20 protein-coding genes are annotated in these 22,790 nt (G+C 67.9%); 11 read left to right on the top strand and 9 right to left on the bottom strand.

Annotated features, from left to right (window positions below):
• Window positions 1–16 precede the first annotated feature (16 nt).
• From ABL840_RS27340 to ABL840_RS27310, 7 genes are all read left to right on the top strand, one after another.
• Window positions 17–1,006: a PDR/VanB family oxidoreductase gene (locus tag ABL840_RS27340; RefSeq protein ID WP_093303586.1), complete on the top strand. Its 990-nt coding sequence runs from the start codon at window positions 17–19 to the stop codon at window positions 1,004–1,006.
• A 165-nt stretch (window positions 1,007–1,171) separates the two neighbouring features.
• On the top strand, window positions 1,172–2,344 hold the full coding sequence (locus ABL840_RS27335; RefSeq protein WP_093203464.1) for an ABC transporter substrate-binding protein: 1,173 nt from the start codon (window positions 1,172–1,174) through the stop codon (window positions 2,342–2,344).
• Between the two features lie 138 nt (window positions 2,345–2,482).
• The gene (locus ABL840_RS27330) at window positions 2,483–3,355 is read left to right on the top strand and encodes a branched-chain amino acid ABC transporter permease (RefSeq protein ID WP_019655845.1); all 873 of its coding nucleotides are present in this window, start codon (window positions 2,483–2,485) and stop codon (window positions 3,353–3,355) included.
• Window positions 3,356–4,357 (top strand): branched-chain amino acid ABC transporter permease, encoded by a 1,002-nt coding sequence (locus ABL840_RS27325; protein ID WP_093303590.1) that lies wholly within the window; start codon window positions 3,356–3,358, stop codon window positions 4,355–4,357. It abuts the gene before it with no gap.
• Entirely contained in the window at window positions 4,354–5,115 is a 762-nt protein-coding gene (locus ABL840_RS27320) for an ABC transporter ATP-binding protein (protein WP_093303593.1), read from the top strand. The genes ABL840_RS27325 and ABL840_RS27320 overlap by 4 nt, the downstream gene beginning before the upstream one ends.
• Window positions 5,108–5,812 (top strand): ABC transporter ATP-binding protein, encoded by a 705-nt coding sequence (locus ABL840_RS27315; protein ID WP_093303596.1) that lies wholly within the window; start codon window positions 5,108–5,110, stop codon window positions 5,810–5,812. The genes ABL840_RS27320 and ABL840_RS27315 overlap by 8 nt, the downstream gene beginning before the upstream one ends.
• Window positions 5,813–5,849: 37 nt before the next feature.
• A complete protein-coding gene (locus ABL840_RS27310; RefSeq protein WP_093303598.1) occupies window positions 5,850–7,553 on the top strand; it encodes a tannase/feruloyl esterase family alpha/beta hydrolase in 1,704 nt (567 codons plus the stop codon).
• An 18-nt stretch (window positions 7,554–7,571) separates the two neighbouring features.
• Here ABL840_RS27310 and ABL840_RS27305 read toward each other — a convergent pair whose 3' ends face one another.
• The 3 genes from ABL840_RS27305 to ABL840_RS27295 form a co-directional block, all read right to left on the bottom strand.
• Window positions 7,572–8,300 (bottom strand): DsbA family protein, encoded by a 729-nt coding sequence (locus tag ABL840_RS27305; RefSeq protein ID WP_093303601.1) that lies wholly within the window; start codon window positions 8,298–8,300, stop codon window positions 7,572–7,574.
• A complete protein-coding gene (locus ABL840_RS27300) occupies window positions 8,288–9,187 on the bottom strand; it encodes an MBL fold metallo-hydrolase (RefSeq protein ID WP_093303603.1) in 900 nt (299 codons plus the stop codon). The genes ABL840_RS27305 and ABL840_RS27300 overlap by 13 nt, the downstream gene beginning before the upstream one ends.
• A gap of 143 nt (window positions 9,188–9,330) precedes the next feature.
• On the bottom strand, window positions 9,331–10,233 hold the full coding sequence (locus ABL840_RS27295; RefSeq protein WP_093203453.1) for a LysR family transcriptional regulator: 903 nt from the start codon (window positions 10,231–10,233) through the stop codon (window positions 9,331–9,333).
• 103 nt (window positions 10,234–10,336) lie between these two features.
• On the opposite strand from ABL840_RS27295, the gene ABL840_RS27290 reads away from it, so the two are divergent.
• Genes ABL840_RS27290 through ABL840_RS27280 form a run of 3 tightly spaced genes read left to right on the top strand, consistent with a single transcriptional unit; the run spans window position 10,337 to window position 13,524 of the window.
• Window positions 10,337–11,284 (top strand): hydroxymethylglutaryl-CoA lyase, encoded by a 948-nt coding sequence (locus ABL840_RS27290; RefSeq protein WP_093303605.1) that lies wholly within the window; start codon window positions 10,337–10,339, stop codon window positions 11,282–11,284.
• The gene (locus tag ABL840_RS27285) at window positions 11,281–12,489 is read left to right on the top strand and encodes a CaiB/BaiF CoA transferase family protein (RefSeq protein WP_093303608.1); all 1,209 of its coding nucleotides are present in this window, start codon (window positions 11,281–11,283) and stop codon (window positions 12,487–12,489) included. Before ABL840_RS27290 ends, ABL840_RS27285 begins: the two co-directional genes overlap by 4 nt.
• Window positions 12,490–12,534: 45 nt before the next feature.
• A complete protein-coding gene (locus tag ABL840_RS27280) occupies window positions 12,535–13,524 on the top strand; it encodes a tripartite tricarboxylate transporter substrate binding protein (RefSeq protein ID WP_418116023.1) in 990 nt (329 codons plus the stop codon).
• A 7-nt stretch (window positions 13,525–13,531) separates the two neighbouring features.
• Here ABL840_RS27280 and sugE read toward each other — a convergent pair whose 3' ends face one another.
• The 5 genes from sugE to dnaG all read right to left on the bottom strand — a co-directional run bounded on the left by sugE (window position 13,532) and on the right by dnaG (window position 21,031).
• Window positions 13,532–13,852, bottom strand: coding sequence for a quaternary ammonium compound efflux SMR transporter SugE (gene sugE, locus ABL840_RS27275; RefSeq protein ID WP_093303611.1), 321 nt, complete (start codon window positions 13,850–13,852; stop codon window positions 13,532–13,534).
• Window positions 13,853–13,885: 33 nt separating this feature from the next.
• Window positions 13,886–15,019, bottom strand: a complete 1,134-nt coding sequence (locus tag ABL840_RS27270) for an HPP family protein (protein WP_093203606.1) — start codon at window positions 15,017–15,019, stop codon at window positions 13,886–13,888.
• 13 nt (window positions 15,020–15,032) lie between these two features.
• Window positions 15,033–16,268: a multidrug effflux MFS transporter gene (locus ABL840_RS27265; RefSeq protein WP_093203447.1), complete on the bottom strand. Its 1,236-nt coding sequence runs from the start codon at window positions 16,266–16,268 to the stop codon at window positions 15,033–15,035.
• Window positions 16,269–16,369: 101 nt separating this feature from the next.
• On the bottom strand, window positions 16,370–18,703 hold the full coding sequence (gene rpoD, locus ABL840_RS27260) for an RNA polymerase sigma factor RpoD (RefSeq protein WP_093303613.1): 2,334 nt from the start codon (window positions 18,701–18,703) through the stop codon (window positions 16,370–16,372).
• A 297-nt stretch (window positions 18,704–19,000) separates the two neighbouring features.
• Window positions 19,001–21,031, bottom strand: a complete 2,031-nt coding sequence (gene dnaG, locus ABL840_RS27255) for a DNA primase (protein ID WP_093304151.1) — start codon at window positions 21,029–21,031, stop codon at window positions 19,001–19,003.
• An 82-nt stretch (window positions 21,032–21,113) separates the two neighbouring features.
• On the opposite strand from dnaG, the gene ABL840_RS27250 reads away from it, so the two are divergent.
• Window positions 21,114–22,064, top strand: a complete 951-nt coding sequence (locus ABL840_RS27250) for a YihY/virulence factor BrkB family protein (RefSeq protein WP_093303615.1) — start codon at window positions 21,114–21,116, stop codon at window positions 22,062–22,064.
• Here the strand turns inward: ABL840_RS27250 and ABL840_RS27245 are convergent.
• Window positions 22,012–22,770 (bottom strand): 3-hydroxyacyl-CoA dehydrogenase, encoded by a 759-nt coding sequence (locus tag ABL840_RS27245; protein ID WP_093303617.1) that lies wholly within the window; start codon window positions 22,768–22,770, stop codon window positions 22,012–22,014. The genes ABL840_RS27250 and ABL840_RS27245 overlap by 53 nt on opposite strands.
• Window positions 22,771–22,790 lie beyond the last annotated feature (20 nt).

The following is a 22,790-nucleotide window of genomic DNA, read 5'->3' as shown; positions in this document are numbered from 1 at the left end:
TTCCTGTTGTTCCCCGATGAAAAGCGATCTTCAATGGATGCAGGCGCAGGTCGTCGCGCTGCGCGACGTGACGCCCACCGTGCGCGAGTTCGAGCTGCGCCCCGATGGCGGATTCGCCGCCGCCCATGAACCCGGCGCCCATCTGCAGGTGCAGGTGATGACGGCGCAGGGGCGCGTGCAGACCCGCTCGTACTCGCTGGTAGGCGAGGGCGACGGCAAGTGCTGGCGCATCGCCGTCAAGCGGCTCGACGACGGCCGCGGCGGCTCGCTCGCGATGTGGCGGCTCGCGGTGGGTGATCGCCTGCAGGTGAGCGCGCCGCAGAACCACTTTCCGCTCGACCTCTCCGCGCCGGGCTATTTGCTGGTGGCCGGCGGCATCGGCATCACGCCGCTGGTGCTGATGGCGCAGCGGCTGGGCGCGCACGCGAAGCGCACCGGCGTGCCGGTGAAGATGCTCTATGGCGCGCGCAATGCGGGCGAGTTCGGCTACCTGCCGCACCTGCGCGAGGCGCTGGGCGAGAGCGGTGTCGAAGCCCACGAAGGCGCGACGCCGATCGACTTCGCCGCCGCCATCGCCGCGCTGCCGCCAGGCGGCCAGCTCTACACCTGCGGCCCGGTGCCGATGCTCGAAGCCGTCAAGCGCGCGTGGCACGCTGCCGGGCGTGCCATCGAGGACCTGCGCTTCGAGACCTTCGGCAGCAGCGGCCGCCTAGCCACGCAGCCCTTCCAGGTGCGCATTCCACGGCACGACCTGGCCATCACCGTGCCGGCCGACTGCACGCTGCTCGAGGCGCTCGACGCGGCGGGTGTGCAGACGCTTTCCGACTGCAAGCGCGGCGAATGCGGCCTGTGCGCCATGGACGTGATCTCCGTCGACGGCGAGATCGACCATCGCGACGTGTTCCTCAGCGAGCACGAGAAGAAGTCGGTCACGCGCATCTGCGCCTGCGTGTCACGTGCCGTGGGTACGCTCACGCTCGACTCCGCGTACCGCGCCGACAGCTGACCGGCTCCCCCGGAATACACCCTGCGCGATGATCGCGCAGTTAATTTGTCAATCGCGCAACAAAGGCCGGCGACGGCGACCGGCTAGGTGATTGCCTGCCCCGCCGGATGTTGCAAAGTGTTCAAAATAGCCCCGGTTCGCGTTCAGCCCCTCAAAGGAAAAAACATGCAAAGACGCCATCTCATCCAGACCGCCGCCCTGTCGGCTCTTGCGCTTTCGATGTCGCTGGCCAGCGCCCAGGACAACAAGTTCAAGATCGGCCTGATCCTTCCGATGACGGGCCAGTCGGCCTCCACGGGCCGCCAGATCGAAGCCGCCGCGCGCCTGTACATGGCCCAGAACGGCGACACCGTGGCCGGCAAGAAGGTGGAACTCATCGTCAAGGACGACACCGGCCTGCCCGACGTGACCAAGCGCCTCGCGCAGGAGCTGGTGGTGAACGACAAGGTCAACGTGCTGGCCGGCTTCGGCCTGACGCCGCTGGCCCTCGCGGTGGCGCCCATCGCCACCCAGTCGAAGACGCCCGAGGTGGTGATGGCCGCAGCCACGTCGAGCATCACCGAGGCATCGCCCTACATCATCCGCTCGAGCTTCACGCTGCCGCAGGTGTCGGTGGCCATGGGCGACTGGGCGCCGAAGAACGGCGTGAAGACGGTCGTGACGCTGGTGGCCGACTACGGCCCGGGCAACGACGCCGAGAAGTTCTTCACCGAGCGCTTCCAGCTCAACGGCGGCAAGGTGCTCGACAAGCTGCGCGTGCCGCTGCGCAACCCCGACTTCGCTCCCTTCCTGCAGAAGGTGCGCGACGTGAAGCCCGATGCGCTCTTCGTCTTCGTGCCCTCCGGCGCGGGCGCGGCGGTGATGAAGCAGTTCCTGGAGCGCGGCATGGACAAGGCCGGCATCCGCATGATCGCCACCGGCGACGTGACCGACGACGACCAGCTCAACGACATGGGCGACGGCGCGCTCGGCGTGGTCACCTCGCACCACTACTCGGCGGCGCACCCCTCGGCGATGAACAAGAAGTTCGTCGAGGCCTTCGAGAAGGCCAACCCCAAGATGCGCCCCAACTTCATGGCCGTGGGCGGCTATGACGGCATGCGCGTGATCTACGAGGCGCTCAAGGCCACCAAGGGCCAGGGCGGCGGCGAGGCGCTGCTGGCGGCCATGAAGGGCCAGGTCTTCGAGAGCCCGCGCGGCCAGGTGCTGATCGACGCGCAGACGCGCGACATCGTGCAGGACGTGTACCTGCGCAAGGTCGAGAAGAAGGACGGGCAGCTCTACAACGTCGAGTTCGACGTGATCAAGGGCGTGAAGGACCCGGGCAAAGCAAAATAAAGGCTCGCCCCCAGGCTGCGCGCACTTCGTGTCGCTTCGCCAACCCCCTACCGGGGGCAACACCGCAGGCCCGGCAAAGCCGGTTCCTGGGTGTTCCCGAAGGAGTCGCGCCGTGCGGCAAGCTGCTGAGTCGCTCATATGTTGACCATCCTTTTCGACGGCATCGCCTACGGCATGCTGCTCTTCGTGCTCGCCGTCGGGCTGGCCGTGACGCTGGGGCTGATGAACTTCATCAACCTCGCGCACGGCGCCTTCGCCATGGCGGGCGGCTATCTCACGGTGTTCGCGATGCAGAAGCTGGGCGTGCCGTTCCTGGCTTGCCTGCCGCTCGCGTTCATCGTCGTCGCGCTGGCCGGCGCGCTGCTGGAGCGAACGCTCTACCGACCGATGTACGGCAAGCCGCACCTCGACCAGGTGCTCTTTTCCATCGGCCTGGCCTTCATGGCCGTGGCTGCCGTCGACTACTTCGTGGGCTCGTCGCAGCAGAACGTGCAGCTGCCCGAATGGCTGCGCGGTCGCACCGAGATCGGTGACGGCGCGCTGCTGCTGGGCATGGGGCACTACCGGCTCTTCATCATCGGCGTGTGCGCGGTGCTCACGGTGGTGCTGCAACTCATCCTCTCGAAGACGCGCTTCGGCAGCCGGCTGCGCGCCGCGGTCGACGACCCGCGCGTGGCGGCGGGGCTGGGCATCAACGTGAACGTCGTGTTCCTGCTGACCTTCGCCGTGGGCTCGGGGCTCGCGGGGCTGGGCGGTGCGCTGGGCGCGGAGATTCTCGGGCTCGATCCGACCTTCCCGCTCAAGTACATGATCTATTTCCTGATCGTGGTCTCGGTCGGCGGCACCTCGTCGATCACCGGGCCGCTTGCGGCGGCGCTGCTGCTGGGCATCGCCGACGTGGCGGGCAAGTACTTCATTCCGAAGATGGGCGCGTTCACCGTCTACCTGCTGATGATCCTGATCCTGATGTGGCGCCCGCAGGGCCTGTTCACGCGCAAAGGGGGCCGCTGAATGAGCACGCCTCCCGTCGTTGCCGATTTCCAGTCGGCCCTGCTGCGCAAGGCGCGCTGGCGTCCGCTCGAGTTCGTCGTCTGGGCCGCGGCCTTCGCGCTGCCGCTGGTGATGCCGTCGCACTCGCTGCTGGTCAACGAGATCGCCATCGTCGCGCTGTTCGCGATGTCGCTGGACCTGATCCTGGGCTACACCGGCATCGTGTCGCTGGGCCATGCGGCCTTCTTCGGCTTCGGTGCTTATGCGGCGGCACTCTTCGCCAAGCTCGTGATGCCCGACCCGACCGTGGGCCTGCTGTTCGCGACCGTGCTGGCCGCGCTGCTGGGCCTGGTGGCCAGCGTGACGATCCTGCGCGGCAGCGACCTCACGCGGCTGATGGTCACGCTGGGCACGGCGCTGTTGCTGCTCGAACTCGCCAACAAGCTCGACTGGCTCACCGGCGGCGCCGACGGCCTGCAGGGCGTGGTGATGGGGCCGGTGCTCGGCATGTTCGAGTTCGACCTGTACGGCCGCACGGCAGCCTGGTATTCGCTGGCGGTGATGCTGGTGCTGTTCCTCGTGATGCGCCGCCTCGTGCATTCGCCCTTCGGAGCCACGCTCAAGGCCATTCGCGACAACCGGCTGCGCGCCATGGCCATCGGCATCCCGGTGGTGTCGCGTCTGGTGGTGATCTACACGGTGGCGGCGGGCATCGCCGGCGCTGCCGGTGCGCTGCTGGCGCAGACCACCGGCTTCGCCTCGCTCGACGTGCTGGCCTTCGATCGCTCGGCCGACGTGCTGCTGATGCTGGTCATCGGCGGCGTGGGCTGGCTCTACGGCGGTGTGGCGGGCGCCATCGTCTTCAAGCTGCTGCAGACCTGGCTGTCGGTCGTGACGCCGCAGTACTGGATGTTCTGGATCGGCCTGATCCTCGTGCTGCTGGTGCTCGTCGGGCGCGACCGCCTGCTCAAGCCGTGGGCGTGGTTCGGCGCAAGCAAGGGCAAGAAGGGCGGTGCGGCATGACCGACACCGTGCTTTCCACCCACGGCCTCGTGATGCGCTTCGGCGGCATCACGGCCACCAACAACGTGACGATGGAGCTCAGGCGTGGCGCACGCCATGCGCTCATCGGCCCGAACGGCGCCGGCAAGACCACGCTGATCAACCAGCTCACCGGCGTGCTCACGCCCACCGAGGGTCGCATCACGCTGATGGGCGAGGACATCACCTCGCTCGCACCGCACAAGCGCGTGGCGCGCGGGCTGGTGCGCACCTTCCAGATCAACCAGCTGTTCGACTCGATGACGCCGCTCGAAACGCTGGCGCTCGTGGTGTCGCAGCACCAGGGCATCGGCGCGCAGTGGTGGAAGCCGCTGGGTTCGAGCAAGGCCATTGCCGAGCGTGCGGCGCAGTTGCTGGAGCAGTTCCACCTCAGTGACGTGGCGCAACAGCAGGTGAAGCACCTGGCCTACGGCAAGCGCCGCCTGCTTGAAATCGCCATCGCGCTGGCCTGCGAGCCGCGCGTGCTGCTGCTCGACGAACCGGTGGCGGGCGTGCCCGCCGGCGAGCGCGAGGAACTGCTGCAGACCGTGGCCGCGCTGCCGGCCGACGTGTCGGTGCTGCTGATCGAGCACGACATGGACCTGGTGTTCAGCTTCGCCGACCGCATGACGGTGCTGGTCAACGGCACCTTGCTGACCGAAGGCGACCCTGAGGCCATCGCCAACGATCCGAAGGTGAAGGAGGTCTATCTGGGCCACGGGGAGAGCGCGCATGTCTGAACTCCTGCGCATCGAGAACCTGAGTGCCGGCTACGGCGAGGCCGTGGTGCTGCACGACGTGGCCTTCTCGCTCGGAGAGGGACAGACGCTCGCGCTGCTGGGGCGCAACGGCACGGGCAAGACCACGTTGATCAACACGCTCGCGGGCGCGACGCGCCAGCACGGCGGCAGCATCGCGCTGGGCGGCCAGGCCCTGCACAAGCTTGCGCCGCACCTGCGCGCGGCGGCCGGCATCGGCTGGGTGCCGCAGGAGCGCAACATCTTCAAGTCGCTCACGGTGCATGAGAACCTCACCGCGGTGGAGCGGCCCGGCAAGTGGAATCCGCAGCGCGTGTACGAGATGTTCCCGCGCCTTGCCGAGCGCAAGACCAACCTCGGCACGCAGCTCTCGGGCGGCGAACAGCAGATGCTGGCCGTGGGCCGCGCGCTGGTGCTCAACCCGAAGCTGCTGCTGCTCGACGAGCCGCTCGAGGGCCTCGCGCCCATCATCGTGGAAGAACTGCTGCGCGCCATTCGCCGCATCACGCAGGACGAAGGGCTGGCCGCGATCATCGTGGAGCAGCACCCGCAGGCGATCCTCGCGATCTCCGACGAGGCGGTGGTGCTCGATCACGGCACCATCGTCCACACCGACAGCGCCGCGGCGCTGCGCAGCCAGCCGCAGGTGCTCGACCGGCTGCTGGGCGTGGCGCGGTAGCAGGCAGACACGACAAACCAAAAAAGGAGACAGACAGATGGCGACCCCGAAGACAGTGTTCAGCGGGGGCGCCATGCTGGCGACCGCCGCGTTGTTGCTCGCCGCGTGCGGCACCACCACCGGCCCGAAGAGCCTCTCGCTCGGCGGCAATCCGGCGACGGCCTGCGCGGCGCTGGTCGCGCCGGTCGCTGCGTCGGCGATAGGCCTGCCGAGCGGCGCGGCGACCATCGATTCCGCGACGCTGGTGCCGGCCTCCGCGCTCGCGGTGGCCGAGCGCGGGCCCAGCCCCGCGGCACGCATCACGCCGGCGATGCCCTCGTACTGCAAGGTGCTGGGCCGCATCGCGCCTGTCGATGCCAGCGCCCCGCCCATCCTGTTCCAGGTCAACCTGCCGCTCGCGTGGAACGGGCGCAGCGTGCAGTACGGCGGGGGCGGCTTCAACGGCGTGCTGATCACCGGCCTCTCGCTGGTGCCGGCCGCGCGCTTCGACCTGCCCACGCCGCTGGCGCAGGGCTACGTGACCTACGGCACCGACTCAGGTCACCAGACCGTGGCCGGCCAGCCGCCGCAGGCCTTCGCGCTCAACGACGAGGCACTGGCCAACTTCGCGCACGCCTCGTACAAGAAGGTGCGCGACGTGGCCGTGGCTCTGATGCAGCGCGCCTACGGGCAGGCGCCGCAGAAGCTGTACTTCATGGGCAGCTCCGAAGGCGGACGCGAGGCGCTCACGATGGCGCAGCGCTATCCGCAGGACTTCGACGGCATCTTCAGCCGCGTGCCGGTGATCAACTGGACGGGACTGCAGCACGCCGGCACGCGCAACGGCATCGCCACCTTCGGCGAGGGCTGGCTGCGGCCGGCGCAGGTGCAGCTGGTGCACGACGCGGTGCTCGCGTCGTGCGACGCGGCGGACGGCGTAGCCGACCGCATCGTGTCGAACCCGGTGGCCTGCCTGCAGCGCTTCGATCCGGCCGCGCTGCGCTGCGCGGCGGGCACGAGCGGCGACAACTGCCTCAACGATGCGCAGGTGCAGGCGGTGCGCACGCTGCGTACGCCGTGGCGCGCGCCGGTGCCGCTGGCCAACGGCATCAACGAGTACCCCGGCTGGGGCATCGGCGGCGAGGCGACGCCGGCCTTCGCCTCCATGGGGGGCTGGAACGCATGGTGGACCGGCACCGCCGCGCCGACCGTGCCGCCGCAGCCCAGCAACGGCATCGCATGGTTCTACGGCAGCGGCGCGCTGCAGTATTTCTATGCACGCAATCCTTCGCTCGACGTGCGCAACTACCGCGCTGAAGACTATGCCGCGCGCATCGCCACGGTGTCGCAGCTCATGGACTCGACCAACCCCGACCTGAGCGCATTCAACGCCCGCGGCGGTAAGCTGCTGATGCTGGAGCACATGGCCGACTACGCGCAGAGCCCGTTCGCCGGCATCCGCTACTACGAGTCGGTGGTCGCGCGCCTGGGCCGCGACAACGTGGACCGCTTCATGCGCCTGTACACCGCGCCCGGCGTCGACCACGTGGGAAGCGGCGCTCCGGCCAATGTCGACATGCTCGGCGCGCTGGCCGACTGGGTCGAGCGCGGAAAGGCGCCTGGCGGCCTGCAGTTGGTGGAGCAGGAAGTGCAGCCGCCGTTCAAGGTCACGCGTGCGCGTCCGCTGTGCGAGTGGCCGATGTGGCCGCGCTACGTGAGCGGCGACGCTTCGCAGGCGGCGAGCTTCCAGTGCAGCAGGTAGCGCGAAGCTTCTGACTGGTCAGATCGCGCAGCCGTCCGGCCCGCACGCGTTCGGCTCCGCGGAGGGCGACTGCGGCGGCGCGACGAACGCGCCGAGTTGCGCCTTCCACTCGTTCGCGCGGCCGAGCCATGGGCCGATGTCGACGCGGCTCGCGCTGCCGTCGGGTTGCGCGAGCACGAAGGTCGGAAAGCCCTGGCCGCCCGCCTGCTGCAGCAGACGGCGGCTCTGCGCGATGTGCCGCGCGGTCGCTTCCCCCGACTGGCTATCGAAGGCCGATGCGAAGGCCGTGGCATCGAAGCCGAGTTCGGCGGCGATCGCCTTCAGCACTTCCACGTCGGCGATGCGGCGGCCCTCGACGTAGTGCGCCTGCTGCAGGCGATGAATCATGTCCAGCCCGCCGCCGGTGCGCAGCGAGTCGGCCGCGAGGATGGCGGTGGTCGGCGGTTCGGAATCCATCACCGCGCCGGTGTCGCGCAGCAATCCCTCGAAGTAGCGCTCGCCGAAGGGCTGGCCCGTCATCTCGGCGATGCGGTGGTCGTGCGGCATCACGTAGTCGCGCCATTGCGGCGTGATCGAGCGGCGGTTGGCGCCGGTCATCATGCCGCCGCCGTGGAACTCGACCTTCAGGCCCGGCACTTCGCGCGCCGCGTCGACCAGCGGCGCGGCCGCGTAGCACCAGCCGCACAGCGGATCGAAGATGTAGTGCAGCGTGGCGCCGTTGCTCACGGCGTCGTTCATTGCGGCCATTTCATCTCTCCCTTGATGACCTTGGCGCCGAGTTCCAGCGACGAGGCGTCTTCCAGCTTCGGGTAGCGCTTCTTCATCGCGGCGATGAGCGCAGTGGAGTCCTTGGCCCTGGCGGCTTCCACCTCGAAGGCCTTGAGGTAGTCGCGCGTGAACTTCACCGACGCGAGCGAGTAGGGCGCGCTGCCGTTCGCGTTCGGCAGGTAGTGGCCGGGCACCACGGTCTTGGGATGCAGTGCTTCGATGCGGCCCAATGTCCTGATCCAGTCGAGGCGCGATTCGGGCGTCTGCGTGTCGGCCACCCACACGTGGATGTTGGCCGACACCGGGATGCCGCCGACCACCGCCTTCAGCGAGGGAATCCACGCGAAGCTGCGCTCGGGCGTGGGGCCGTCGAGGCCGACGACCTGGATCTTGCGGCCCTCGAGCTCGATGCTGTCGCCGGCCAGCGGCTGCGGCACCACCAGCGCCTTGGGCGCGTTGTCCTTCAGGATCGGACCCCAGTGCGCGAGCTTGCCGTCCTTCGAGGCCTGGATGGCGGCCACGGTCTGCGGCGTGGCGACGATCTTCGCGTCGGGGAATGCGGCCTGGATCACGTCGAGGCCGAAGTAGTAGTCGGGGTCGCTGTGGCTGATGTAGACCGTGGTGAGCTTCTTGCCCGTGGCCTTGATCTTCTGCACCAGCGCCTCGGCGTCGTTGCGCTGGAACTGGGCGTCGATCAGCACGGCATCGGTCTGGCCGGTGACGATCTCCGAGGAGACCGGGAACATCGACTTCGCGCCGGGGTTGTACACGTCGAGCTTGAGCGGCTGCGCGGCCTGGGCAGCGAGCGGTGCGACGAGGCCGAAGCTGACAACGAGGGCGGAGGAGAGGAGGGCTCTGCGGAACATGGCGGCGATCTTTCTGTGCGTGATTCGATTCGGGGTGGATGGGTGACAGCGCTGAATGCCTCGAATATTAGGTTGCGCGAATCGAAACAAAAACCCGACGATCCACAACGGATAGTTTCCAAATCCGGACGAATCTGGACGAATCAGTCGCTGGCACGCCGCTCCAGATGCGCCACCAGCAGCTGCGCCGAGGGCGACAGCTCCGTGTCGCCCCGAAAGCAGATCGCGAACCGCCGCCGCGCCCACGGGTCGGTCAGCGGCATCAGCCGCAGCCCGAAGGCCTCGGCGAAGGGCCGGGCCACCTCGGCAGGCACCACGCTGATCGCCAGCCCGGCGCGCACCACGCGCAGCGCCGCGTCGAAGTTGGACACCAGCACCCGGTACACCAGCGGCTTGCCCGCCACGGCCGCCTCGCGCGCGAGCATGAGCTGCACCGCGCTCAGCGCAGGCATGCCGACGAATTCGTGGTCGAGCACCTGCTCGAAGCGCACGCTCTCGCACTGCGCCACCGGGTGGGACGGATGCGCCACGATGGCGAGATGGTCGCTGCGGTAGTCGCGCCGCTCCAGGCCTTCGAGGTCGGCCGCGTCCCAGCACAGGCCGATGGAGGCGGTGCCCTCGCGGATACCGCGCACGATCTCCGGGCTCACGCGCTCCTCCATGTCGACGCGGATGTTGCGGTGCGCCGGGTCCTGCAGGAAGTCGGCCACGTCCTCGGCCAGCGACTCGGCCATGACCGAAGCCGAGGCCAGGATGCGCACGTGCCCGCGCACGCCGCCGGCGTAGGCCGCCATGTCGCGCTCGATGCGGTTCACGCTGCCGAGCATCGCGCGGGCGTGCTCCAGCAGGGTTTCGCCGGCGGGCGTGGGCACCACGCCCCGGCGCTTGCGCAGCAGCAGCGGCGTGCCGACGGTTTCTTCCAGCTGGGCCAGCCGCTTGCTGATGGCCGAGCCGACGATGCTGGCCTGCTCGCCGGCGCGCGCGATGCTGCGCGTTTCGCAGACGGCGACGAAGAGGCGCAGGGTGGTCAGGTCGAGGTCTCTCATGGTGTTCCGTTCTGGAATCAGATGACTTCCAAAATATAGCTTCTGGATCGATTCGGAACTTCTACCATCCGTCGGGTACTTTCACTCACGATGGAGACAAGACTTGATTCACGCTTTCCTGCCGCCGCGCGCGGTCGTCCGCGAAGTGGGCCTGCGCGACGGCCTCCAGAGCATCGCGCGCGTGCTGCCCACCGAACGCAAGCTCGAATGGATCCGCGACGCGCACGCCGCCGGGCAGCGCGAGATCGAGGTCGGCTCCTTCGTGCCCGCGCACCTGCTGCCGCAGTTGGCCGACACGGCCGAGCTGCTGGCCTATGCGAAGACGCTGCCGGGGCTTTTCGCCTCGGTGCTGGTGCCCAACCTCAAGGGGGCCGAGCGGGCCATCGCCGGCGGGGCCGACCTGATGATCGTGCCGCTCTCGGCGAGTCACGCGCACAGCCTCGCCAACCTGCGCAAGACGCCCGATGAGGTGGTGGCCGAGGTCGGGCGTATCCGCGCCGCGCGCGACGCCGCGGGCTCGAAGACGCTGATCGACGGCGGCGTGGGCACCGCCTTCGGCTGCACGCTGCAGGGTCACGTCGAGGCCGAAGAGGTGCTGCGGCTGATGCAGGCGCTGCTCGACGCAGGCGCCGACCGGGTGAGCCTTGCCGACACTGTCGGCTACGCCGATCCGGCGATGGTGCGCAGCCTGTTCGAGCGCGCGCTGCGCATCGCGGGCGACCGGCTGTGGTGCGGCCATTTCCACGACACGCGCGGCATGGGGCTCGCGAATGCGTATGCGGCGCTCGAAGTCGGCATCACGCGCTTCGACGCATGCCTGGCCGGCATCGGCGGCTGTCCGCATGCGCCGGGCGCCAGCGGCAATGTCGACACCGAAGATCTGGTCTTCATGCTGGAGAGCATGGGTGTCGCCACCGGCGTCGACCTGCCGAAGCTGCTCGACCTGCGCCGCCGCGTGGCGGGCTGGCTCGAGGGCGAGACCCTGCAGGGCACGGTGTGGCGCGCGGGCTTTCCGAAGACCTTTACGGCCATGGAAGGCGTCGCGGCATGAGCACGGCAGGCACCGAAGAAAAGCGCCTGCCGCTCGCCGGCATCCGCGTGGTCGAGTTCACGCACATGGTGATGGGGCCGACCTGCGGCATGGTTCTGGCGGACCTGGGTGCGGAAGTCATCAAGGTCGAGCCCATCGAGGGTGACCGCACGCGGCACCTGCTGGGCGCGGGCGCGGGCTTCTTCCCGATGTTCAACCGCAACAAGAAGAGCATCGCGCTCGACCTGCGGCATCCGCAAGGCGTGGAGGCCGCGCTGCGGCTGTGCGTCACCGCCGACGTGGTGGCGCAGAACTTCAAGCCCGGCACCATGGACAAGTACGGCCTGGGCTACGCCGCGCTGGGCAAGCTCAACCCACGGCTCGTGTACGTGAACCACACGGGCTTCCTGCCCGGCCCCTACGAGCACCGCACCGCGCTCGACGAGGTGGTGCAGATGATGGGCGGGCTGGCCTACATGACGGGCCGCCCGGGCGATCCGCTGCGCGCGGGCACCAGCGTGAACGACATCATGGGCGGCATGTTCGGCGCCATCGGCGCGATCGCCGCGCTCATGCAGCGCACCGAGACCGGCAAGGGCCAGGAGGTGAAGTCGGCGCTGTTCGAGAACAACGTGTTCCTGGTCGGCCAGCACATGCTGCAGTACGCGATCACCGGAGAGGCGGCGGCGCCGATGCCCGAGCGCATCTCGGCCTGGGCGCTGTACGACGTGTTCACCGTGAAGGACGGCGAGCAGATCTTCCTCGCTGCCGTGAGCGATGCGCAGTGGAAGACCTTCTGCGAGGCGCTGGGCTTCGATGACCTGAAGGCCGACCCGGCCCTGCGCACCAACAACGACAGGGTGCGCCTGCGGCCCACGCTGCTGGCCGATTTGCGCGAGCGCCTCGCGCAGCGCTCGGCGGCGGAGCTGTCGGCGATCTTCGAGGCCAGCGGACTGCCGTTCGCGCCCATCACGCGGCCCGAGGACCTGTATGCCGATCCGCACCTGAAGGCCACGGGCGGGCTCGCCGACATTCGCCTGCCCGACGGCGAGCGTGCCGGCGAGATGGCGCAGACGACGCTGTTCCCGATCACGCTCGACGGCGAGCGCCTCGGCGTGAGGCTGCATCCGCCGATGCTGGGCGAGCACACCCGCGAGCTGCTGGCCGGGCTGGGCTATGCGCACGAGGAGATCGATGCGCTGCACGCCGGATCGGCCGTGGCCTGAGCGACGCACTTATTTCCCAGAACCATAAAGAAGAGAGACAAGACCATGACGAACGCACTTCCCCTGAAGATGAACCGCCGCGCACTGCTCGGCCTCGGCGCATGCGCCGCCGCGGTGGCCGCATGCCCCGCGCTCGCGCAGGGCTCGGACAAGCCCATCCGCTTCATCCTGCCGATCAGCGCGGGCTCGGGCGTCGACGCCATCGTGCGCGCGGCCGCGCCGGCGCTCGGCAAGGCCTTCGGCCAGCCGGTGGTGATCGAGAACCTGCCGGGCGCAGGCGGCATCACCGGTGCGGCGGCCATCGTCAAGGCCGCGCCGGACGGCCTCACGCTGGGCATGGTGTCGAACAACCACGTCATCAATCCGGCGGTGTTCAGGAAGATGCCCTTCGATGCGATCAACGACGTCACGCCGATCAGCGTGATCGGCGCCACGCCGCTGGTGCTGGTGGCCAACCCGAAGCTGCCCGCGAAGAACGTCCAGGAACTGATCGCTCTGCTGCGCGCGAAGCCGGGCGGCTACAACTACGCCTCGTCGGGCAACGGCACCATCCTGCACCTGGCCGACGAGATGTTCCTGGACGAGGCGGGCGTGAAGGCGCGGCACATTCCCTACAAGGGCACCGGGCCGATGATGACCGACATGATCGGCGGGCAGGTCGAGATGGGCGTGATCGCGCTGCCGGCCGTGCAGCAGCACATCAAGAGCGGCGCGCTGCGCGCCATCGGCCTGTGCGGCGCGCAACGCTCGCCGGCCGCGCCCGACATCCCGACCATCGCCGAGCAGGGGCTGCCCAACTACGCGGTCGAGGGCTGGTTCGCGGTGATCGGGCCGGCGAAGATGCAGCCGACCGATGTCCAGCGCGTGCACGGCGCCGTGGTTGCTGCGTTCGGCAGCGCGGAGGTGCGCGAGGCGATGGACAGGCAGGGCAATGTCATCAGGCCCACGACGCCGGAGCAGGCCGCGAGCTTCTTCCGCAGCGAGGCAGCGCGCTATGCCGCGCTGGTGAAGAAGGCGAACGTGACGCTGGAATAGCGCAGGCTCAGGCCGCGCTCGTGAACTTGAGCCCCAGGATGCCCGCGATGATCAGCCCCACGCACACCAGCCGCGCGGCGTTCGCAGGCTCGTTGAACAGCACGATGCCCAGCGCCACGGTGCCGACCGCGCCGATGCCGGTCCACACCGCGTAGGCCGTGCCCACCGGCAGCGTGCGCATCGCCCAGCCCAGCAGCACCACGCTGAGCACCATCGAGATCGCGGTGCCGACCGACGGCCAGAGCCTGGTGAAGCCTTCGGTGTACTTGAGGCCGATGGCCCAGCCCATCTCGAGCAGGCCTGCGATGAACAACACGATCCACGCCATGTGCGCTCCTTCTCCTTGGATGAAAGGGACTCTCTAGCTTTCCGGCCGCACGGCACGGTAGAGGGCGCGCACGAAATCCGACTGGGTGATCATGCCGGCCAGCCGCTTTTCAGCGTCGATGATGGGGATATGGTGGTGGCCGCCCTCGGAGAACAGCGGCACCAGGTCGACCACGGGCCGGTCGGCGCTGGCCACGCGCACCTGGCGCGTCATGATCTGGCCCACCACCTCGGGCTTGTTCGACATCACCGTGCGGGTCGCGCGGATCAGGTCGCGCAGCTTGGCCGCGATGCCCTCGTGGTGCTGCAGGTCGAGCTGGCGGAAGAAGTCGGCCTGCGTGACGATGCCCACCACGCGGCGCGTGCGGTCGGTAATGGGCAGGGCCTTGATGCGGCGCTCGTGCATCAGCGCCCAGGCTTCCTGCAGCGGCGTGCCGAACTCCACCGAGATCGGCACCCTGGACATGATGTCCGCGCAGCTCAGCGTGCCGAGGCGGCGCTTGTACGACTCGAGCTCGGTCTCGCGGATCAGCGACTCGAGGTCGTCGCGGCTGATGTCGAGCACCTGGTTGTAGCGGGCCAGCACCGCGTCGATGTCGGCCTGGCTGAAGCGTGCGTCCGAGCCGGGCGGTCGCTGCGCCACCTGCACGTGCGGATAGCGGCGACCCGTGAGCGTGTTGTAGGCCACGCCCGCCAGCACCAGCAGCAGCGAATTGGTGAAGAAGGGGAAGAGGGCCGACGAGAAATGCGTGGTGTGCGTCAGCACCGCGAGCAGTGCCGCGGCGCCGCCGGGCGGATGCAGGCAGCGCGCGCTGAACATCAGGCCGATTGCGCCAGCCACCGCGACGGCGGCGGCCAGCGCCGGATCGGGAATCCAGTTGGCGGCCGCGATGCCGACCACCGCCGACAGCGTGTTGCCGCCGATGACCGACCACGGCTGCGCCAGCGGACTGGCCGGCACCGCGAACACCAGCACCGCGCTGGCCCCCAGCGGCGCGATCAGCCAGACCGAGGCGGCCAGCGGACCGGCCAGCCACCGGCACAGCAGCGCGGTGAACAGCAGGCCGATGCCCGCACCCATGACGGCGCGCAGCCGCTCACGGGCATCGACGGTGGTGCGCGCCGGCAGCCAGGCGCGCGCATGGGTCAGGATTGCCGGGAAGCGCATCGCCATGCCTGCCTCAGCCTTCGTGCGCCACCTTGCGCCCGATGTCGGGCCAGCGGTCGTGCAGCCACACCCAGGCGACCAGCCCGATGCCGAGCATGCCCATGGAGGTGAGCGCCAGCGCGAGCGTGGAGTGCATCACCAGCGGCGCCACCGCGCCGGCCACGATGCCGTTGGCGGTGGAGCCGATCACGGCCTGCAGCGACGAGGCCATGCCGCGGCGCTCGGGGTGCAGGTCGAGCACCAGCAGCGTGACCACCGGCACCATCAGCGCCCAGCCGAAGGCGAACACCGCCAGCGGCCACAGCGCCCATGCCACGTGCGCCTGGAAGAAGGTGTTGGCCACCACGTTGACCACCGAGGTGACCAGCATGATGACGAAGCCGTCGCGGATCTGCCGCTTGGGCGCCACCTTGCCGGCCATGCGGCCGCTGGCGCGCGCGCCGAGCATGATGCCGCCGATGGTCAGCAGGAAGAACCAGAAGAACTGCTGCGGCTGCAGCGCGAGGTGGTCGCCGAGGAAGGCGGGCGCGGCCAGCACGTAGAGGAACATGCCGTTGAAGGGCACGCCGCTGGCGAAGGCCAGCAGCAGGAAGCGCGGGTCGGAGCACAGGTCCCAGTAGCCGCGCATCAGGTGCCGCACCTGGAAAGGCTGGCGATGGTCCTTGTGCAGCGTCTCGGGCAGCAGCTTGTAGTTGGCCGCGAACAGCACCACGCCCACTGCCACAAGGAACCAGAACACCGCGTGCCAGCCCGCGTGCACGAAGAGAAAGCCACCCACGATGGGCGCGATGGCCGGAGCCACGCCGAAGTAGATCGTGACTTGGCTCATCACCCGCTGCGCCTCGGCGGGCGGGAACATGTCGCGGATCACCGCGCGCGAGACCACGATGCCGGCGCCGGTCGACAGCCCCTGCAGGCCGCGGAACAGCACCAGTTGCGTGATGTTCTGCGAGAGCGCGCAGCCCAGCGATGCCAGCGTGAATACCGCCAGGCCCCACAGCACCACGGGGCGGCGACCGAAGCTGTCGGACAGCGCACCGTGGAACAGGTTCATGAACGCGAAGCCGAAGAGGTAGGCCGAGAGCGTCTGCTGCATCTCGGCCGGCGTTGCGCCGATGGATTGCGCGATGCCCGAGAAGGCCGGGATGTAGGTGTCGATGGAGAAGGGCCCGAGCATGCCGAGCACCGCGAGCAGCACGGCAAGCGCCCAGCGCGGGGCCTGCCAGAGTTTGTCTGCATCGGGATTCATGGTGAGGTTTGCTCCATTCTTCTTATGCGAGTCTTGCGAGTACCAAAAAAGAAAGCGCCCTTGCGGGCGCCTCCTCGTCGGGGAAATACCGGGAGACCGGATCAGAGCGTATCAATAAAGCTGCGCAGCTTGTCCGAACGCGACGGATGCTTGAGCTTGCGCAGGGCCTTCGCCTCGATCTGGCGGATGCGCTCGCGGGTCACGTCGAACTGCTTGCCGACTTCTTCCAGCGTGTGGTCCGTGCTCATCTCGATGCCGAAGCGCATGCGCAGCACCTTGGCTTCGCGCGGCGTGAGGCTGTCGAGGATGTCCTTGACCACGTCGCGCAGGCCGGCCTGCATCGCGGCTTCGATGGGAGCCGTGTTGCTGCTGTCCTCGATGAAGTCACCCAGGTGCGAATCGTCGTCGTCGCCGATGGGGGTTTCCATCGAGATCGGCTCCTTCGCGATCTTCATGATCTTGCGGATCTTGTCTTCCGGGATCTCCATCTTCGCGGCCAGGATGCCGGCGTCGGGCTCGAAGCCGAACTCCTGCAGATGCTGGCGCGAGATGCGGTTCATCTTGTTGATCGTCTCGATCATGTGCACCGGGATGCGGATGGTGCGCGCCTGGTCGGCGATCGAGCGGGTGATGGCCTGGCGGATCCACCACGTCGCGTAGGTCGAGAACTTGTAGCCGCGACGGTATTCGAACTTGTCGACCGCCTTCATCAGACCGATGTTGCCTTCCTGGATCAGGTCGAGGAACTGCAGGCCGCGGTTCGTGTACTTCTTGGCGATGGAGATCACGAGGCGCAGGTTGGCCTCGATCATTTCCTTCTTGGCGTCGCGCGAGGACGATTCGCCCTCGTTCATGCGCTTGTTGATGTCCTTCAGCTCCGACAGCGGCACCACCACGCGCGACTGGATGTCGGCGAGCTTTTGCTGCAGTTCCTGCACCGGCGGGATGTTGCGCGACAGCACCATGCTCCAGGGCTTGCCGGCGGCGGCCTGCTTCTCGACCCACTTCAGGTTCAGCAGGTTGGAGGCGATGCGGTTGCCGTTCTTGTCGTAGCCGCTGAAGTCGCGGATGAACTCGTCCTGCGGGAAGCCGCACTTGTCCACGATGATGCGGCGCAGCTCGCGTTCCTTCTTGCGAACGTCGTCCACCTGCGTGCGCACCAGGTCGCACAGCTTCTCGATGGTGCGGGCGGTGAAGCGGATGGTCATCAGCTCGTCGGACACGGCCTGCTGGGCCTTGGCGTACGCCGACGTGCCGTAGCCTTCCTTCTCGTAGATCTTGTGGATCTTCTCGAACAGCTCGGCGATGCGGTCGAAGCGCGAGAGGGCCTCGTTCTTGAGTTCCTCGAGCTTCTTGGTCAGGGCCTTGGAGCCGCCCTTGCCGTCGTCGTCGTCTTCCTCGTCGAATTCGTCGAAGTCTTCCTCGGCCACGTAGTCGTCGGCCTCGTTGGGGTTGGAGAAGCCGTCGACGATGGTCGAGATGACGACCTTGCCTTCACGGATCTCGCCGGCCAGGCGCAGGATCTCGGCGATGGTGGCGGGGGAGGCCGAAATGGCTTCCATCATGGCCATCAGGCCGCCTTCGATGCGCTTGGCGATCTCGATTTCGCCTTCGCGCGTCAGCAGCTCGACCGTGCCCATCTCGCGCATGTACATGCGCACCGGGTCGGTGGTGCGGCCGAATTCGCTGTCCACCGTGGAGAGCGCGGCTTCGGCTTCTTCCTCGGCTTCTTCCACCGTGGTGGCGGTGGGCGCGGTGTTGTTCAGCAGCAGGGTTTCGGCGTCGGGCGTCTGCTCGTACACCGCCACGCCCATGTCGTTGAGCATGGTGACCACGACTTCCATGGTCTCGGCGTCGACCAGCTTGTCGGGAAGGTGGTCGGAGATTTCGCCGTGCGTCAGGTAGCCGCGCGTCTTGCCCAGCGTGATCAGGGTCTTCAGGCGCGAGCGGCGCTTGGCCAGGTCTTCTTCGGAGAGCACGGTCTCGTCGAGGCCGAACTCCTTCATCAAGGCGCGTTCCTTCGCCTTGCTGATCTTCATGCGAAGCGGCTTGACCTTTTCCTCGGTCGCAGCGGCCGCGGGCTCGTCACCCGCCAGATCGTCCTCGATGTCCGACAGGTCGACGTCGCTCTCGGGGGCTTCCTTGTCGGCCTTGGGCTTGCGGCCGCGCTTGGCGCCGGTGGTGGTCGAGGCGGCGCCGGCGGCCTTGGGCGGGCGGCCGACCTTCTTGGCTGCCGGAGCGGCTGCTTTCTTGGGATCTTCGAGGGAGGTCGATTTCGTGGGCACGGTTTTCACTTTCGTAGCGGCGGCCGATTTGGATGCGGCGGCAGCCGTCTTGGTTGCCGGCTTTGCGCTGGCTTTCAACGGTTTTTCTGTTGCGGGCTTGGTGGCGACGCTTTTGGCAAGTGAAGGAGCAGGCTTCTTTGAACTGGGCATACGACCTCGTTACGGCAAGAAAAGACAAGCGGAATCACAGGCGCACCGTCACGCGGACAGCGCCACCGAGCCCATGCACAGGCATGGACTGGAAACAATTGGGAAAGAGGAATTAATTCCTCAACAGGCAAGATGTCGGGCGAACATTTGGTATGCAGTCCTTGCGGTTATTGGCCCTTTCCGCCGGAATCTACCGTTGGAGTGCGTTGCGCTAGGGGCCGGCCCGGAGGTGCTGCTGTCGCTCTTGCCTAATTTCGCCAGTTGCGAAGCCCTACATTATAGCGTGTTGCGCAAATTTCAAGCAGTTTCTGATCCCGACGCGCGCAATCGGGCTCGCAATTCGAGCCGCCGCGCCTGGATTGCCCTGAAACGATCGGGTGCATCGGGGTCTTTCCCGAAAGCTGCAATTGCCTCGTTCTCCTGCTTTTTCAAGAGCTCCTCGAGCATGAAATCGAGCACGCTGGCGAGCTCCCGGGCGGCGTCGGCCAGGTGCTGCGCTTCCTCGCCCTCGGGAATGGGGCCGGCTTCGGCGACGGACATCAGCCGTTCGGCCAGGGGCTCGAACTCGAGCCCGCGCAGGCCTTCGCGCAAAGCCGCCCAGGGCTGGACGCCGTGCTCGTGCAGCTGGCTGTCGAGCCAGGTGAAGAGGGCGCCGTGCTGGCCGGGCAGGTCGCACAGCATCACGTGGAGTTCGTGCGACAGCGCTTCCCACTGGGCCATGTTCGACAGCAGCAGTCGCACCGCCACGTCAGGACGGCTCGGCGGTGCGCCACGGCCTCGCAGCGGCTCGATGGGCTCCTCGAACTTCCCGCCCCAGCGCTTGCCGCCCTTGCCCGTGAACTTGCGCTGCTGGAACTTGGGCTTGCTATCGCTTTCATAGCGGGGCGGCTCATAGTCCTGCGGCGGAGGCATGTCCGGGTAGTAGTCGTCTCCGCCTGCGTCGCCGTAGCTCGGGGGCTCGTCGTGGCGCCGCTGCTGCGCGGGAGCGCCGCCGGCCTTGCGCGGACCGGGCGTGGAGGCCCACAGCTCCGACAGCGCGGATGCGTCGAGCTGCACCAGCGTCGCGATCTCGCTCAGCAGCTGTCGTTTCAGCGCGCCGTCGGGCATCGCGCCCCAGAGCGGGCGCACGTTGCTCGTCATGTGGGCGCGGCCTTCGGCGGTGGTCAGGTCGCAGCCTTCGCGGGCGGCTTCGATCATGAAGCGCGACAACGGCGTGGCTTCGTTGACGAAGCGGGCGAAGGCCTCGGCGCCGTGCTCGCGGATGAAGCTGTCGGGGTCGTGCTCCGTCGGGAGGAACAGGAACTTGATGCTGCGCACGTCGGTGGCATAGGGCAGCGCGCCGTCGAGTGCCTTGCGGGCGGCGCGGCGGCCGGCGGCGTCGCCGTCGAAGCTGAACACCACCGATTCGGTGAAGCGGAAGAGCTTCTGCACGTGCTCCGTCGTGCAGGCCGTACCGAGCGTGGCCACGGCGTTCGGAAAGCCCAGCTGCGCCAGCGCCACCACGTCCATGTAGCCCTCGGTGACGAGCGCATAGCCCCGGTCGCGGAAGGCCGAGCGGGCTTCGTAGAGGCCGTAGAGCTCGCGGCCCTTGCTGAACACCGGCGTCTCGGGCGAATTCAGGTACTTGGGCTTCTCGTCGCCCAGCACGCGGCCGCCGAAGCCGATGCATTCGCCCTTCACGTTGCGGATGGGGAACATCACGCGGTCGCGGAAGCGGTCGTAGCGCTTGGCTTCTTCCTCGCTGAGCTTGCCTTCCTCGTTGTTGACGATCACCAGGCCGCTCTCGGCGAGAAGCGGGTCGTCGTAGTCGGGAAACACGCTCGCCAGGGCGCGCCAGCCGGCCGGCGCATAGCCGATGCCGAACTGCTTGGCCACCTCGCCCGAGACGCCGCGGCCCTTCAGGTATTCGATGGCGCCGGGGGCCTGCCGCAGGTGCTTGCGATAGGCGTCGCCGGCCTTCTCGAGCACGTCGGTCAGCGTGGCCTGCTTCTGACGCTGGCTGGCGGCGCGGGCGCGCTCGGCGGGGGAGACGTCGTCCTCGGGCACCTGCATGCCGTATTGGCCGGCGAGGTCGTGGACCGCCTCGACGAAACCCATGCCCGCGTGTTCCATCAGGAAGCCGATGGCGTTGCCATGCACTCCGCAGCCGAAGCAGTGATAGAACTGCTTGGTCGGGCTGACGGAGAAAGAGGGCGATTTCTCGCCGTGGAACGGGCACAGCCCCATGAAATTGGCGCCGGCCTTCTTGAGCTGCACATAGCGGCCGACGATCTCGACCACATCGGCGCGCGCGATGAGTTCCTGGATGAATGAAGCGGGGATGGTCATGTAGGCGAAGAGCGGCAAATCATACGCAAGCAGCCGAAGGTTCACCGCCGGGCGGCATACTGAAAGCGACCGGAATCCACGCATGACGACGCCCAAACCGCTGCAACACGTCGCGCCGCTGCTGCGCCATCCCCTCAGATTCTTCTGGGACGCCCTCAAGGAATTCCGCGCCAACCAGGGCCTGCTGCTCGCGGGCGCGGTGGCGTACTACGCGTTGCTGTCCATCGTGCCGCTGCTGATCGTGAGCGTGATCGCGCTGTCTCATGTCATCGAGCAGGCCGAGCTGCTGCGCACCATCGGGCGGTACCTCGAATGGCTGCTGCCGGGGCAGTCGAAGGCCATCGTGGCGGAACTGTCGAGCTTCCTGGACCACCGCGACGTGCTCGGCCCGGTGCTGCTGGTGACGATGATCTTCTTCAGCTCGCTGGCCTTCAGCGTGCTCGAAAGCGCGATGGCGGTGATCTTTCACCACCGCAAGGCCGACCACAAGCGGCACTTCCTGGTGTCGGTGGCCATGCCCTACGTCTACATCCTGTGCCTGTGCGTGGGGCTGCTGCTGGTCACGCTGGTGTCGGGGGCGCTGCAACTGGTGGGACAGGAAAGCGTCGACCTGCTGGGGCGCAGCTGGTCGCTTTCGGGCATTTCGGGGCTGCTGCTTTACCTGCTGGGGCTGGGCGGCGAGATCTTCATGCTGACCTCGCTGTACCTCGTGATGCCGGCTGGGCGCATGTCGCTGCGCCATGCGTTGCTGGGCGGCGTGACGGCCGCGCTGCTGTGGGAGGCCACGCGGCGCGTGCTGATCTGGTATTTCTCGACGCTGTCGCAGGTGAACGTGGTCTACGGCTCGCTCACCACGGCCATCGTCGTGCTGCTGAGCCTGGAGATCGCCGCCACGCTCGTGCTGCTCGGGGCCCAGGTGATCGCGCAGTACGAGCGCCTTGACCGCACCGGCAGCACGAAGCTGCCGGAATCCGAAAGGGTCAGCGGGGAGCCAGTCGAATCGCTCCGTCCAGGCGGATCACCTCGCCGTTGAGCATGTCGTTCTCGATGATGTGCTTGGCGAGCTTGGCGTAGTCCTCGGGCGTGCCAAGGCGCGAAGGGAAGGGCACGCTGGCGGCCAGCGCGTCCTGCACTTCCTGCGGCATGCCGAAGAGCATGGGCGTGCCGAAGATGCCGGGGGCGATGGTCATGTTGCGGATGCCGCTGCGCGCGAGGTCGCGGGCGATAGGCAGGGTCATGCCGACCACGCCGCCCTTCGAGGCGCTGTAGGCAGCCTGCCCGATCTGGCCGTCGTAGGCGGCTACGGAGGCGGTGGAAATCAGCACGCCGCGCTCGCCGGTGGATTCGGGTTCGTTCTTGCCCATGGCGTCGGACGCCAGGCGGATCATGTTGAAACTGCCGATCAGGTTGACCGTGACGGTCTTGCTGAAGGTGGCCAGCGCGTGAGGGCCGTTCTTGCCCACGGTTTTCTCGGCGGGCGCGATGCCGGCGCAGTTGACGAGGCCGACCAGCTTGCCGAGCTTGAGCGCCGCCGCCACGACGGCCTGGCCGTCGGCTTCCTGGCTCACGTCGCACTTGACGAACACGCCGCCGATTTCCTTGGCAACGGCTTCGCCCTTTTCAGCCTGCATGTCGGCGATCACCACCTTGCCGCCGTTGGCCGCCAGCATGCGCGCCGTGCCTTCGCCGAGGCCCGAAGCGCCGCCGGTCACGATAAAAACCTTGCCATCGATCTGCATTGAAGTCTCCTGAATGAACG

It is taken from the genome of Variovorax sp. NFACC27 (assembly GCF_048301545.1).
Lineage (GTDB): Bacteria > Pseudomonadota > Gammaproteobacteria > Burkholderiales > Burkholderiaceae_C > Variovorax > Variovorax gossypii.
This window is presented reverse-complemented; position numbering and strand designations above follow the sequence as displayed.